Here is a 15,012-nt window from a genome sequence, read left to right on the forward strand (position 1 = left end):
GGTTTTTTCGCCGCGCGCTCACTTGGCCGGGCCGCCCAGCGGCCGGCCTTCTCGATCACCGTGCGTTGGCTGCCGGCGCGCGGCGCCGGCGAGCAGCCTTAGCGCGAGCGCCGGCAAGGCGGTTTGAACGCGCAGTGTTCTCGTCATATCGTGTCAACGGCAACCCCCGCCAGCGGCGGCCAGCCGAGCCGCCGGCTCGGCGCGCGCCGCGCCCCACGTTCAAGCGGGTGCGCGGCGCTGCCTGGCGGCCGATGCCCTGACACCGCTTGATCAGGCAACCGGCGCGTCACACCGGTCGCCGGTCAGCAGCGCGTCGATGATGCTGCCGGCCCAGCACAGCAGCGCCACCACCACCGCGAGCGTCATCAATGGTCCTTCGGTGCCGGGCGCGGCGGACAACCGTTCGGCGATGAGCAGCGGGTCCAGCGGCAGGGCGCCGCTGTCGAGTTGCGCGACGATGGCGTTGGCGCGCTCCAGCACCTGGGCGCCGATATAGGCCGCGGCCGCGGCCGCCGGCAGCAAGAACAGGCAGCCGCGCGCGGCGCGGCCCAGCAGAAACTGTCCGGTTCCGGGAAACACCAATGCGGACAATAGCGCCGCCCTTGTCGATTTTTTCATGCGCATGCCTAGGAAGGGGAGAGTGCGGCCATCATACCCGCGCGCGCGCCTTTCCACGTTTCGCATCGACGGCGCGCAGCCGCGCGCCGTTAAGGGGACCTCGAAAAACCTGTTGCGCGGCACCATGCCGGCACGGCGGCGCTCGCCGGCCTTGCGCCGCGCGCGGCGGTATTTCGGGGCCCGCGCAAGTTGCGCTGCCGTGGCTCGGATTGGCGACAGTGTCATGCGTAAAATATATTTTTGCCAACGCTACAGGGAGGGGCGCCATCGCCATGCCGACCCTACAAAGATAGGTAGTTATGCAACTGAATGGTTCGCGGGACACTCGCTAGACAGCAGAGTACCGGGCCTGTTGGAGCCAGTTGTGCCGCTCCGCAAGACCAATCTACCCCGACGTTTTTACTGAAAGCTTTCCATGACCGACAAAAAAAATGACAATCCGCGCGCCGTACTGTTTCGGGATCAGCCGTTCCGCTGGTTTCTCAGCGGCGCGGCGCTCTCCATGCTGGGCGACCAGTTTTCGCTGATCGCCTTGCCGTGGCTGGTGCTGAAGATGACGGGCGATCCGTTCGCCGTCGGCACCGTGCTGGCGCTGACCGCCTTGCCGCGCGCGATTTTCATGCTGATCGGCGGCGCGCTGACCGACCGCTATTCGCCCAAGCGCGTGCTGATGTGGACCAAGTACATCAATATGCTGTTGTTGCTGGCGCTGGCCGGCTTGCTGTACAACGGCGGCCTGACCTTGCCGATGGTGTACGTGTTTGCCGTCGCCATCGGCATCGCCACCGCGTTCAGCATTCCCGCCGCGACGGCGATCTTTCCGCACATTGTCAAACGCGAACAATTGCAGATTGCCAACAGCATTTTGATGAGTCTGCGTCAACTGACGATGCTGGTCGGCCCCATCCTGGCGGGCGTGTTGATTGCGCAGATGGGCGACGCCAAGGCCAGCCATACCGGCGACGCGCGCGGCATGGCGCTGGCGTTTGTCTGCGACGCCCTGAGCTTCCTGTTGTCGGCCTGGACCCTGGCGCGCGTGCAGGTGCGCTGGCAGCCGCAGCCGGCCGGCCCGAACGGCCATCCGAACGTCTTCAAGTTGGTGGGCGAGGGCTTGCGTTTCTGCTGGAACGACGTCAGCCTGCGCACCAGCTTCCTGTATTTCGCGGCGATCGCCTTCTTCATTGGCGGCCCCATGCAGGTGGCCCTGCCGGTGATCGCCAACCAGATGGACCACGGCGCGGCGGCCTTCGGCTGGCTGATGGGCGCGCATGGCGCCGGTACCCTGGCGGGCATGATTATCTCCGGCGTCAATCCGAACGTGCGCCTCGGCAGCCTGGGCATGACCATTGTGCTCACCGATTGCCTGGTCGGCGCGCTGTTCATGCCGATGGGCCTGATCCACGCCAGTTGGCAGGGCGCGCTCCTGCTGCTGTTGATCGGGATGCTGGGCGGCTTCGTGCAAATCGCCGTGTTCACCTGGACCCAGCGCCGCGTCCCGCCAGCCCTGATGGGCCGCGCCATGAGCCTGTTCATGTTCATCTTCATGGGCATCGCACCCATCTCGGCGGCCATTACCGGCTGGGCCATGCGCGGCATCAGCCTGCCCCAGGTCTTCGCCGCCAGCGGCGCGATGCTGATCGGCGTGGCTTTGCTGGCGCTGGTGTTTTCGCCAATGCGTTCGATTTCGGATACCCGTTCCTTGTCTTGAGTCCCGCCGCGGGCGCGCCTGGGGCGCGCCCGCGCCGGGTGCCACCAAGTCTTTTATGAGAGCTTGCATATGAAAAGAAACTACATTGGTTTTGCGAATTCCTTCCATGATTCGGCCATTGCCATCGTCGACCAGAACGGCGAGGTGCTGTTCGCCGAGGCCACCGAACGTTATTTGCAGTGCAAACGCTCGATCGGCGTCGCGCCCGACCTGTTCAAGCGCGCCGCCGATCTGGTCAAGCAGTATTGCGACCCCGAGGCGGAAATCGTGTTTGCCTTCAGCTGGAGCGATCAAACGCCCGGATTGATGCAGCAGGGACTGGCCGCTACCGCCGGCAGCGCCGAGCAGTACGCGAGCGGCTTCGGCGAGTTGCCCCCTCTGTTGCGGCGCCAACTGGCGGGCCAGAGTTTCTTTTTCGGCTCCCAGCTGGCCATGACGGCGCAGCCCGGCAATTTGCTCGAATACGAGCTGAGCCAGAACGAGGCCTGGGCCGGCCACACCGTGCGGCGGCGCCACTTCGACCATCATTTGACCCACGCCGCGGCGGGCTGCTACAGCAGCGGCTTCGACGGCGCGCTGTGCGCGGTGCTCGACGGCTTCGGCGAACGCGGTTCGTTCGCCTGCTTCCAGTACAGCGGCGGGCGGATCACCGAGATCAAGCAGGAGCGCCATGGCGGTTGGGCCAGTCTCGGCTTGTTTTACGGCATGGTGTGCGAGGCTTGCGGCTTCGGCAATATGTCGGGCGAAGAGTGGAAGGTGATGGGCCTGGCGCCCTACGGCAAGCACAACCCGGAACTGTACGCGCTGTTGCGGGAAATGATCAGCGTCAAAGGCTTGCAGATTGAATTCGCGCCGGCCGCGCGCATGGCGCAGCTGCAGCAGCAACTGTATGCGCTGCGGCGCCAGCCGAAGCAGGCGGTGATCGACTACGCCGACCTGGCCCACGCGGGGCAGAAGGTGTTCAGCGAAGTGCTGTTCGAGTTCCTCACCAATTTGCACGGCACCGGCTTGTCGGACCAACTGGTGCTGGGCGGCGGTTGCGCCCTCAATTCCTCGGCCAACGGCAAGGTGCTGGCGAATACGCCGTTCAAGCGGCTGCACGTGTTCTCGGCGCCTGGCGACGACGGCAACGCGGTCGGCGCGGCCCTGCTGGCGTATTACGAGGACCACCCGCAGGTACGGCCGGGCTCGGCCTTCCTCTCGCCCTACCTCGGCTCCAGCATGGATCCGGAAATCCTCGCCAATGTGGTGCGTTTCGGCGGCATCGGCAAGCTGGTGCAGTGCAACGGCGACGCGCCGCGCCGCGCGGCCCAGCTGCTGGCCGCGGGCAAAATCATCGGCTGGGTGCAGGGGCGCGCCGAGTTCGGTCCGCGCGCGCTGGGCAACCGCTCGATCCTGGCCGATCCGCGCCGCGCCGCGGTCAAGGAAACCATCAATGCGCGCGTCAAGTTCCGCGAGGAATTCCGTCCCTTCGCGCCGTCCATCCTGCATGAACACGGCCCGGCCTATTTCGAGGACTACCAGGAGTCGCCCTACATGGAGCGCACCCTGACGTTTCGCGACAGGGTCGTCGAGCGCGTGCCCGGCGTGGTGCACGAGGACCGCACCGGCCGCCTGCAGAGCGTCAAGCGCGAATGGAATCCGCGCTATCACGCGCTGATCAGCGAGTTCCACCGCTTGACCGATATCCCGCTGGTGCTCAATACCAGTTTCAATGTGATGGGCAAGCCGATCGCGCATTCGGTGGAAGACGCGCTGGCCGTGTTCTACACCAGCGGCCTCGATGCGATGTTCATCGACGACGTGTTGATCGAGAAATGAGGCCGGCGGGCCGCCGGCCCGCCGTCACGCAACCCGGGCTGCCGCCGCGTCGGCGCGCCCGTCACCTGGATAACCGCATGAAAGCGATACTTTTCCCCGGCCAGGGGGCCCAGTTCAAGGGCATGGGCAAGGGCTTGTTCGAGGCTTATCCGCAAGAAACGGCGCTGGCCTCGGAGATCCTCGGCTACCCGGTCGACGCCTTGTGCCTGCACGACAGCGACAACCGCCTGCGCCAGACCGCCTATACGCAGCCGGCGCTGTTCGTCGTCAACGCGCTGGCGTATTACGCGCTCAGGGACGACGCCGCCGCGCCGCTGCGGGTCGACTACGTGGCGGGCCACAGCCTGGGCGAGTACAACGCGCTGCTGGCGGCCGGCGCCTTCGACTTCGCCACCGGCGTCAAGCTGGTCAAAAAGCGCGGCGAACTGATGGGCGGCGCGGCCGGCGGCGGCATGGCCGCCGTGCTGGGCATGCCGGCCTGCAAGGTCACGCAGCTGCTGCGCGAACACCAGATCGACAGCATCGACCTGGCCAACTTCAACACGCCGACGCAATTCGTGATCGCCGGACCCACGGCCGACATCGCGCGCGCCAGCGCATTGTTCGGGCGCGAAGGGGTGCAGTGCCTGCCGCTGAACGTGAGCGCGCCCTTCCATTCGCGCTACATGAAGGACGTGCAGCGCCAGTACGCGCGCCACCTGGGGCAGTTCACCTTCCAGGCGCCGCGTCTGCCGGTCATCGCCAACGCCACCGCGCGGCCCTATCAGAGCGGCGACGTGGCCCAGCTGTTGTGCGACCAGATCGCCAACTCGGTGTTGTGGAGCGACAGCATCCGCTACCTGCGGCGCCAGGGCGTCACCGAGTACCAGGAAATCGGCGCCACCTTCCTCGGCAAGATGGTCAAGGAAATCGTACAGGCGGCGCATTGAATGGCCGTGCCGGGCGGCGTGCGCGGCCCGGCGTGTTTTTCCCACCCCGACAGGACATGACGACATGGAAATGACGACGCAATGGAGCCCCAAGGAACGCTCGCCGATACTGGGCGGCAATCCCTCGCTGAGCCTGTTTCAAAAAATTCTGCTGAGCACCGACGGCTCGGTCACCGAATTACTCGTGCTGTACGCGGGCCGGCCGATCCGCGCGCGCAAAATCGAGCAGGCGCTGCGCCGTGGCGCCGCGCCAGCCGAGCTCGCTTGCGACCCGGACACGCCCTTGCTGCACCGTAAGGTCATGCTGGTCGACGAACGCGCCAGCTATGTGTACGCCGAATCGGCCTTCGTGTTCGAGCGGCTGTCGCCCTCCATCCAGCGCCGGTTGCTGGAAACGGAGGCGCCGATCGGTCTGTTGTGGCGCGAAGAGAAGTGCGAGATGTACCGCGAAATCATCGACACCCGGCTGGAACAGTGTCCCGACGCCGCCGCCCATTTCGGCCTGCCGCCCGGCGCGCCGTTGTTGTCGCGCACGTACCTGCTGCATCAGCAGTCGCGCCCCATGGGCATCATCACCGAAAAATTTCCACTCGACAGTTTTCAATAAGCCGGCAGCGATGCCGCCACCTTTCCCTTTCACCGCGCGATAGCCTGGAGATGTATTTTGGTCGCTCCCACCCGATACTTCATGGATCTGCCCGAACAGTTCGCCGATAAAGACCTTTTTTTCTTCGAGGACGGCAGTCAGCCGCACGCCGTCGGCGGCTTGCGCGGCGCGGACCTGGCCGCGCGCCTGCGGCGGGTCGGCAGCGCGCTGCAGGCCGTCGGCGCGGCGCAGCAACGCGTGCTGCTGGTACTGCCGCAGGGACAGGCCTACATCGAAGCCCTGCTGGGCTGCCTGCACGCCAATCTGGCGGCGGTCCCGCTGCCGCACCATGCCGATCCCGCCAGGCTCGCCGCCGCCATCGTCCGCATCGGCGGCAATGCCGGAGCGATCTGCGTGCTGACCGACGCCGCCACCAAGGAACTGCTCGGCGACGCGTTGGCGCTCCCCGTGCTCGACCTCGCGCACCTGGCCGCGCAGGACGGCGCGCCGGCGCCGCCGCGCCAGCGCGCCGAGGACGACGCCGCCGTGCTCCTGTACACCTCGGGCTCGACCGGGGAGCCGAAAGGCATCGTGCTGAGCCACCGCAACCTGTGGGCGCAAGCCTCGGCCGGCGCCGCGCAATGGCGCCTGGGCGCCGACAGCCGGGTGCTGTCCTGGATGCCGCTGCAGCATAACTTCGGCCTGCACCTGGGCATCCTGGCGCCGCTGTCGCAAGGCGCCAGCAGTGTGCTGATGGCGCCGGCGCGGTTCGTCGAGTCGCCGGCCGCCTGGTTCAGGGCCATCGACCAGTACCGCGCCACCCATACCGGCGCGCCCAATTTCGCCCTCGACGTCTGCCACGCCAGGATACGCGCCGAGGAAGTGGAGGGCGTCCTGCTCGACTCGCTGCAAGCGCTCGTTTGCGGCGGCGAGCCGGTCAGGAAAGACACCTGCGACCGCTTTGCCGAGCGCTTCGGCGCGCTGGGCTTCGACGCCGCCGTCCTGTGCCCCCATTACGGCATGTCCGAGGCCGGCGCCGTGAGCACGCGCGGCGCCGGACGCGCCGGTGCGCGCTTCCTGGCGCTCGACCTGGCCGCCGTGCAGCGGCGCGAGGTCCGCCCGGCCGCCGACGGCGGCGCCGTGCGCTTCGCCGCCAGTTGCGGCGAGCCGGGCGCAACCGGCGCCCAGGTCTGCATCGTCGATCCCGACACGCTGACGCCCTGCGCGGGCGGACGCATCGGCGAGGTCTGGATTCGTTCGGCCGGCGTCGCCACCGGCTACCTGCGGCGCGACGCCGACACCGCGCAGACCTTCGGCGTCGTCCCGGCGGGCGGCGGGCAGGGCTTTTTGCGCTCGGGCGACCTGGGCTTTGTCGAGGGGCGCCAGTTGTACGTGGTGGGCCGCATCAAGGAACTGATGATCATGCGCGGCAAGAACCACTATCCGGCCGACATCGAGGCCAGCGCCAGCGCAGCCGTGCCGGAATTGGCGCTGCCGGTGGCCGCCTTTTCGGTCGAGGTCGACGAGCAGGAAAGACTGGTGATCGTGCAGGAGGTGGGCGAAGCGCTTGGCGTCGCCGAATTCGAGGCGCTGTGCCGGCGCATCGTCGCGGCGCTCTCGGAAGCGCACGGCGTCGAGGTCCACGAGGTATGCCTGGTGGCGGTCGGCGAGATCGCCGCCACCGCCAGCGGCAAACTGCAGCGCGGCCAGTGCCGCCAGGCCTATTTGGAGCAGGCGCTGCGTGTGCGGCACCGCCATTGCGCGCGCCGGCGCGCGCAGCCGGCCCCGGCCGCCGAGGCGGCGGCGCCGCGCAGCGCGCCGGCCGATGTGCCGGCGGCGTTGCGCGATCAAGTTTTGCTGGCCTGCCTGGACATCGATGGCGACAAGCTCGACCAGGTCGGCGCGCTGGCCGAACTGGGCCTCAATTCGATCGAGTATATCCAGATCGCGCGGCAGATCGAAATCGTCTTCGGCATACGTTTCGAACCCACGTTGCTGTTCAAGTACCGTCGCTTCGACGAATTGGCGCGTTACCTGCAGGCGCGCCTGGCGGGCGGCGCCGCGCCGGCCGACGCCGACGCCGCGCCGGCCGGGCGCACGCGCCGCGCCGCCGGGCCTTCCGAGGTGGCCGTCATCGGCATGAGTTGCCATTTCCCGGGCGGGGCCAGCGACCCGCAGCGCTTTTGGGACAATCTGCTGCAGGGCAGGGACGGCATCGCGCCGCTGCCGGCCGAACGCGCGGCCTGGTTCGCCCAGGCCGACGGCGCCGCCGACTGGCACGCCTCGGGCGCCTTCCCGCAATGGGGCGGCTTCATCGACGGCGTCGACACCTTCGACGCCGACTTCTTCGGCATCGCCCCGCTGGAGGCGGAATGCCTCGACCCGCAGCAGCGCAAGCTGCTGGAACTGAGCTGGAGCGTGTTCGAGCATGCCGGCTACAATCCGCGCCACTTCAAGGGCCGCGACGTCGGCCTGTTCGTCGGCGCCCACAGCGTCGACTACCTCGACCTGGCCAGCAACCGCGCCGCCTTGCGCGACCTGTACGGCGCCTATCTCGATTCCGGCATGCATATGAGCCTGATCGCCAACCGGGTCTCGCGCTGGTTCGACTTCAACGGTCCCAGCCAGGTGGTCAATACCGCCTGTTCCAGTTCGCTGGTCGCGCTGCACCATGCCGTCGAGAGCCTGGAGCGGGGCGATTGTAGCGTGGCGGTGGCGGCCGGCATCAACCTGATCCTGTCGCCGCGCATTTACTGCGCCAGCCACAGCGCCGGCATGCTGGCGCCCGACGGCCGCTGCAAATCCTTCGACGCGCGGGCCAACGGCTTCGTGCGCGCCGAAGGCTATGGCGCGGTCCTGCTCAAGCCGTACCAGGATGCGCTGCGCGACGGCGACCGGATTTATGGCGTCGTCCGCGCGGCCTGCGTCAACCACGACGGCCAGTCCAATTCGCTGCGCGCCCCCAACCTGAACGCGCAGAGGCGCCTGATCCGCGACGCCTGGCGCCAGGCCGGCGTGGCGCCGCGCAGCGTTGGCTACATCGAGGCGCACGGCACCGGCACGCCGTTGGGCGACCCGATCGAGGTGCAGGCGCTGCGGGAGGCTTTCCAGCAGCTCGAAGCGGACCCCGGCGCCCCTGCCGCGGCCGCTTCCTGCGTGATCGGCACGGCCAAAACGAATATCGGCCATTGCGAATCGGCGGCCGGCATGGCCGGCATGATCAAGGTGCTGCTGGCGATGCAGCACGGGGTCCTGCCGGGCATGCTGCATTTCACCGAACGCAATCCATTCATCGACCTGGACGGCAGTCCCTTCCGCCTGGGCGGGCAGACGCAGCCGTGGATCCCGGTGACGCTCGACGGTGTCGCCCTGCCGCGCCTGGCCGGCGTCAGTTCCTTCGGTTTTGGCGGCGTCAATGCGCATGTGGTGCTGGAAGAGCATCTGCCGCCGGCGCCCGCGGCGCAGCAGGGCGCGCAGGGCCCGTTCGCGGTGCCGCTGTCGGCGCGCGACGACGACGCGCTGCGGCGCCAGGCGCGGCAATTGCTGGAGGCGCTGGACGGCGGGCGGGAAGGCGGCGCCGGCCTGGCCGACATCGCCTATACCCTGCAGGTGGGGCGCGCGGCGATGGCCCGGCGACTAGCGGTGCTGGCCGTCTCCATCGACGGCTTGCGCGCGCAGCTGCGCGGCTGGCTGGCCGGCGCCGCGGTGGCGGGCGTGTATGCGCAGGGAGCGGCGCCGCCGCCCGACGCCGCGGCGCAGCGCCTGATGGCCGCCTGGCTCGACGGCGCCGACGTCGACTGGGCCAGCCTGCATGGCACGCCGGCGCCGCGCCGCGTCGCCTTGCCGACCTACCCGTTCGCGCCCGACCGCTACTGGATCGAAGCGGCGCGGCCGCCGGCGGCGGCGCCGGCCGATGGCGCGGCGTGGCTGCATCCGCTGTTACAGCGCAATACCTCGGACCTGGGCCAGCAGCGCTTCAGTTCCGTTTTCAGCGGCGACGAATTTTTCCTGGCCGACCATGTGGTGGGCGGCAAGCGCGTCCTGCCGGGCGTGGCGCAGCTGGAAATGGCCTGCGCGGCGGCCTTGCTGGCGTCGGGCGCCGACGCCGCCGACGGCGTGCGCCTGGCCGACGTCGCCTGGCTGCGCCCGGTGGTGGTGGGCGATACGCCGCTGGAAGTGCAGGTCCTGCTGGCGCGGCGCGGCGACGGCGCCATCGATTTCCGCATCTGCAGCCTCGACCCGCAGGGGCGGGAAGTGCTGCACAGCCAGGGCGCGGCGCGGCTCGGCCAGTGCGCCGTGCCGGCGCCGCTCGACCTGGACGACTGGCGCCGGCGATGCGGCGCGGCGCAGTGGTCGGCCGAACAGTGCTACGCGGCGTACGCCGGCATGGGCATCGAGTACGGTCCGGCCTTGCGCGCCGTGCGCGCTATCGACTGCGGCGACGGACAGGCGCTGGCCGGGCTCGAACTGCCGGCGTGCGTCGGCGGATCGGGCCGCTACCGCCTGCATCCAAGCCTGCTCGACGCGGCGCTGCACGCCTCGCTGGGCCTGATGCGGGGCGTGCCGGCCGGTTCCGCTCCCGCGCTGCCGTTTGCGCTGGACAGCCTGGAAATCGTCGCGCCCTGCGATGCGCTGATGTGGTCGGCGTTGCGCCACGCCGGCGGCGCCGGGGCGGGCAAGTTCGACGTCGATCTCTGCGATGCGCAGGGGCGGGTGGCGGTGCGCTTGCGCGGCCTGGCCATGCGCGCCGCCAGCGCGGCGGCGCCCGCCGCCGTCCACGACGGCAGGCAGGCGCTGTATCCGGTGTGGGACGCGGTTGGCGCCAGCGCCACGCTGCCGTCGGCGCCGCAGCGCGTGCTGCTGGTCAATGCCGAGCCGGGCGAGCTGGAGACGCTGCGCCTGCGCCACCGGCACGCGCAGGCCTGGACCGCGGCGGCCGGCGCCGGCGCGCTCTCGCCGCAACTGGCGCAACTGGCACAGCTGGGCGAGTTTGAGCATATCGTCTGGCGCGTCCCGGCGCAGCGGCCATGCGGACCGCACGACGAGGAGTTGATCGCCGCGCAGCAGGAGGGCGTGGTGGGCGGCTTCCACCTGATCAAGGCCTTGCTGGAACTGGGTTATGGCGCGCGCGCGCTGGAATGGACGGTGCTGACGACCCAGACGCAGGCGCTGCACGCGGGCGAGGAACTGCGTCCGGCGCACGCCAGCGTGCATGGCCTGGTGGGCTCGATGGCCAAGGAATATCCGAACTGGGCGGTGCGCCTGGTCGACCTGCCGGCCGACGGCGCGCCCGCGCTGGCGCAGATGATGGATTGGCCCTGCGACCCGGACGGCGACGCGCTGGTCTGGCGCGGCGGCCTGTGCTACCGGCAGCGCCTGCTGCCGGGCGACATGCCGGCGGCCGGGCCAAGCCGTTATCGCCAGGGTGGCGTATACGTGGTGATTGGCGGCGCCGGCGGCATCGGCGCGGCATGGAGCGAGCACATGATACGCACCCATGCGGCGGCCATCGTTTGGATCGGCCGGCGCCCGCTCGACGCGCAGATACAGGGGAAAATCGAGGCGCTGGCGGCGTTCGGCCCGGCGCCCGAGTATATCGCCGCCGACGCCGCCGATGCCGACGCGCTGGAAGGCGCCTACCAGCGGATCCGCCAGCGCCACGGGCGCGTGCATGGCGTGGTCAACGCGGCCATTGTCCTGGCCGACAAGAGCCTGGGCAATATGGACGAGGCGCGCTTTCGCGCCGGGCTGGCCGCCAAGGTCGACGTCAGCGTGCGGCTGGCGCAGGTCTTCGGACGGGAGGAACTCGATTTCATGCTGTTTTTCTCGTCCCTGCAAAGCTTCTCCAAGGCGGCCGGGCAGAGCAACTACGCGGCCGGCTGCACCTTCAAGGACGCCTTCGGGCTGCAGCTGGGACGCAGCCAAGCCTACCCGGTCAGGGTGATCAACTGGGGCTACTGGGGCAGCGTCGGCGTCGTCGCGGCGCCGGCCTACCGCGAGCGGATGGCGCAGATGGGCTTTGCGTCGATCGAAGCGCAGGACGGCATGCTGGCCCTCGACGCCCTGTTGCAGGGATCGCCGCCGCAGATGGCCTTCGTCAAGACCGCCGCGGCGGCGCCCGCGCCCGCCGAGATGGTTAGCGTGTATCCGCCGGCGAGCGCGCTGGCCGCCGGCGCCGAACCGGCCCTGCTCGACCAGGTGCACGCGATGCTGGCCAGGCTCACGGCCGAATTGCGCGAGCGGGCGGAATTCTCCGGCGTGAACGACGAGGCCGGCCTTGCTCCCGCCTTGCTCGACGCCCTCAGCGCGCGCCTGCTGCAAGACTACGCCCTGGACCTCGATCCGGCCGTGATGGCGCGCCTGCTGGCGCCGGACGATGCCGTCAGCCATTCCCACCCCACCTAGCGGATAAGTGAAAAATGTTGCCTGAAAATAATAAATTACTGCGCATGGCGCGGTATCTGGTTGAGCAGCACAAGGACGTTTTCGAGGGCGCGGCCACGCGCGCGCCGCGGCGTGCGCCCTTGATGGACGATTACGAGGCGGCGCTCGCGGAGCTGCTATGGAGCGAACTGGGCGCGATGGGACTGGCGTGGCTGGAACAGGCCAGCGTCGCCCAGGCGCGCCAGTTGCTGGGCATCAGTCCGCTCTACGAGCGCTGGCTGGAACAAAGCCTGCGCATGCTGGCCGCGCTGGGCTACCTGCACAGCGGCGCCGACGGCTATAGCGCGCGCGACGCCAAGCCGCGCGCGCCGGCCGAGGCCTGGCGCGCGTGGTCGCGCGACAGCGCCGCCTGGCTCGATTGCGCCGACCTGCGGGCCAGGGTGGCGCTGAGCGAGGCGACCTTGCGCGCGCTGCCGGCGATTTTGCGCGGCGGCGTGCCGGCCACCGAGGTCATGTTCCCCAATTCGTCGCTCGCCCTGGTCGAGGGCATTTACAAGGGCAACGCGGTGGCCGACTATTTCAACGCCGCGCTGGCCGACACCCTGGTCGGCATCGTCGAGCGGCGCCAGGGCCAGGGCGGCGAAGGCGGCATCCGCATCCTGGAAATCGGCGCCGGTACCGGCGGTACCAGCGCGCAGCTGTTCGCGCGCCTGCGCCCGTATCGGGACCAGGTGGCCGAGTACTGCTATACGGATGTGTCGAAGGCCTTCCTGTTCCACGCCGAAAAGGAGTACGGCGCGGCCCACCCTTACCTGACCTACCAGATCTTCGACGCCGGCTTGCCGCTCGCCGGACAGGGCATCGCGGCGGGCGCCTACGACGTGGTGGTGGCGACCAACGTGCTGCACGCCACCAGCAATATCCGCACCAGCCTGCGCAACGCCAAGGCGGCGCTGCGCAGCGGCGGGGTGTTGTTGTTAAACGAGATCAACGGCGCCGATTTGTTCACCCACTTGACGTTCGGCCTGCTCGAAGGCTGGTGGTTGTACGAGGACGCCGCCTTGCGCGTGCCGGGATGCCCGGCCCTGTCGGCGCAAAGTTGGCAAACGGTGCTGGAGCAGGAAGGCTTTCGCGATGTCGCCTTCCCGGCGCGGCGCGGCCACGGCCTGGGCCAGCAGGTGATTGCCGCCGCCAGCGACGGCGTGGTGCGGCAGGTGCGGGCCCAGGTGGGCGCCAGCGCCGCGCCGGCACCGGCGCCGGCCGCCTGCGCCGCGCCGGCCGCCGCCGGCGCCCCGTTGGCGGCCGGCGCCGACGCGCGCCTCGCGGCAGGCGCCGTGGCGCGCTTCAAGAAACTGATCAGCGATACCTTGCGCGTGCCGCTGCACAAGATCGACGCCGGCGCGCAACTGGCGCAGTACGGCATCGATTCGATTCTCATCGTGCAACTGACCAACGCCCTGCGCCAGGTCTTCGCCGATGTCGGCAGCACGCTGTTTTTCGAATGCCTGACCATCGATGCGCTGGTCGCCCATTTTATCGAACACCAGCCGGTGGCCTTGGCGACATGGCTGGGATTGGACCAGGCGGCCGTGCCGGCGCGCGCCGAGACGCCGCGCGCGCCGCCGCCGCCGCCCGGCGCCGCCGCGCCGGCGCCCGCGCCGGTTGCGCTCCCGGCCGGGACGCAGGAGGTCGCCATCGTTGGCCTGGCCGGCCGTTATGCCGGCGCGGAAAACGTCGAGCAATTCTGGGCGCACCTGAAGGCGGGGACCAACTGCATCACCGAGGTGCCCGCCGCGCGCTGGGACTCGGCCCTGTACTTTGACGCCGACAAGGGAAAGTCCGGCAAAACCTATAGCAAATGGGGCGGCTTCATCGACAGCGCCGATTGTTTCGACCCGCTGTTCTTCAATATTTCCCCGTACGAGGCGGAAAAAATGAGTCCGCAGGAGCGGCTGTTCCTGGAAGAAGCCTACCGCAGCATCGAGGACGCCGGCTATACGCCGGCCAGCCTGGCCGAGGATGGCGCCGTGGGCGTCTTTGTCGGCGTGATGAACGAAAACTACGTGGGCGGCGCGCGCTATTGGTCGGTCGCCAACCGGGTCTCCTACCTGCTCGACTTCCACGGCCCCAGCATCGCGGTCGACACCGCTTGCTCGTCGTCGCTGACGGCGCTGCACCTGGCGCTGGAGAGTCTGCGCAGCGGTAGTTGCGCCTGCGCGATCGCCGGCGGCGTCAACCTGATACTCGATCCCGGCCATTACGTCGGCCTGTCCGCGATGGCGATGCTGTCGTCCGGCGACGCCTGCAAATCGTTCGGCGCCGACGCCGACGGCTTCGTCGACGGCGAAGGCGTGGGCGCGGTGGTGCTCAAGCCTTTGCAGGCGGCGATCGCCGCCGGCGACCAGATCTACGGCGTCATCAAGGGTAGCATGCTCAACGCCGGCGGCAAGACCAATGGCTACACGGTGCCCAATCCGCTGGCGCAGACCCAGCTTATCGGCGACGCGTTGCGGCGCGCCGGCGTGCATGCGCGCAGCGTCAGCTATATCGAGGCGCACGGCACCGGCACCGCGCTGGGCGATCCGATCGAGATCCGCGGGCTGGCGCAGGCGTTTGGACGGGATACGCAGGAGCGCCAGTTTTGCGCGATCGGCTCGGCCAAGTCGAACATCGGCCATTGCGAAAGCGCGGCCGGCATCGCCGGCCTGACCAAGGTGCTGCTGCAAATGCGCCATGGCCAGCTGGCGCCGTCGCTGCATGCGCGCGCGCTCAATCCGAATATCGATTTTTCGGCGACGCCGTTCGTGGTGCAGCAGGAGCTGGCCGACTGGACGCGTCCGAGCGTGAGCATCGACGGCGTGCTGCGCGAGTATCCGCGCATCGCCGGCGTTTCCTCGTTCGGCGCCGGCGGCGCCAACGCCCACGTGGTGCTGCAGGAGTATGTGGCGGCGGCGCGGCCGGCGATG

Annotated in this window: 7 protein-coding genes and 1 pseudogene; 7 read left to right on the plus strand and 1 reads right to left on the minus strand. The window is 69.1% G+C overall.

Annotated features, from left to right (window positions below):
* Nucleotides 1–270: 270 nt before the first annotated feature.
* Nucleotides 271–843, minus strand: coding sequence for a hypothetical protein (locus JANGC3_RS33480; protein ID WP_232429648.1), 573 nt, complete (start codon nt 841–843; stop codon nt 271–273).
* Between the two features lie 190 nt (nt 844–1,033).
* Here JANGC3_RS33480 and JANGC3_RS0103540 point away from each other — a divergent pair, with 190 nt between their 5' ends.
* The 7 genes and pseudogenes from JANGC3_RS0103540 to JANGC3_RS34285 all read left to right on the plus strand — a co-directional run.
* On the plus strand, nt 1,034–2,326 hold the full coding sequence (locus tag JANGC3_RS0103540; protein ID WP_017875112.1) for an MFS transporter: 1,293 nt from the start codon (nt 1,034–1,036) through the stop codon (nt 2,324–2,326).
* Between the two features lie 69 nt (nt 2,327–2,395).
* Complete coding sequence (locus JANGC3_RS0103545) at nt 2,396–4,147, plus strand: carbamoyltransferase family protein (RefSeq protein ID WP_017875113.1); 1,752 nt, start codon at nt 2,396–2,398, stop codon at nt 4,145–4,147.
* Between the two features lie 77 nt (nt 4,148–4,224).
* Entirely contained in the window at nt 4,225–5,076 is an 852-nt protein-coding gene (gene fabD, locus JANGC3_RS28265; RefSeq protein ID WP_035787530.1) for an ACP S-malonyltransferase, read from the plus strand.
* Between the two features lie 64 nt (nt 5,077–5,140).
* Nucleotides 5,141–5,683, plus strand: coding sequence for a chorismate--pyruvate lyase family protein (locus tag JANGC3_RS0103555; protein ID WP_017875115.1), 543 nt, complete (start codon nt 5,141–5,143; stop codon nt 5,681–5,683).
* 81 nt (nt 5,684–5,764) lie between these two features.
* On the plus strand, nt 5,765–12,067 hold the full coding sequence (locus JANGC3_RS30575; protein ID WP_017875116.1) for an SDR family NAD(P)-dependent oxidoreductase: 6,303 nt from the start codon (nt 5,765–5,767) through the stop codon (nt 12,065–12,067).
* Between the two features lie 491 nt (nt 12,068–12,558).
* Nucleotides 12,559–13,173, plus strand: a pseudogene (locus tag JANGC3_RS34280) (class I SAM-dependent methyltransferase); the annotation flags it as partial.
* Nucleotides 13,174–13,380: 207 nt separating this feature from the next.
* The coding region (locus JANGC3_RS34285) for a beta-ketoacyl synthase N-terminal-like domain-containing protein (protein WP_442905265.1) at nt 13,381–15,012 on the plus strand (1,632 nt) is incomplete at its 3' end.

The sequence above is a fragment of the Janthinobacterium sp. CG3 genome, assembly GCF_000344615.1.
Classification (GTDB): Bacteria; Pseudomonadota; Gammaproteobacteria; order Burkholderiales; family Burkholderiaceae_D; genus Janthinobacterium.

Coding starts and splice junctions, on each gene's coding strand:
- JANGC3_RS33480 (WP_232429648.1), bottom strand. CDS start 843: ATGACACTGTCGCCAATCCGAGCCACGGCAGCGCAACTTGCGCGGGCC.
- JANGC3_RS0103540 (WP_017875112.1), top strand. CDS start 1,034: ATGACCGACAAAAAAAATGACAATCCGCGCGCCGTACTGTTTCGGGAT.
- JANGC3_RS0103545 (WP_017875113.1), top strand. CDS start 2,396: ATGAAAAGAAACTACATTGGTTTTGCGAATTCCTTCCATGATTCGGCC.
- fabD (WP_035787530.1), top strand. CDS start 4,225: ATGAAAGCGATACTTTTCCCCGGCCAGGGGGCCCAGTTCAAGGGCATG.
- JANGC3_RS0103555 (WP_017875115.1), top strand. CDS start 5,141: ATGGAAATGACGACGCAATGGAGCCCCAAGGAACGCTCGCCGATACTG.
- JANGC3_RS30575 (WP_017875116.1), top strand. CDS start 5,765: ATGGATCTGCCCGAACAGTTCGCCGATAAAGACCTTTTTTTCTTCGAG.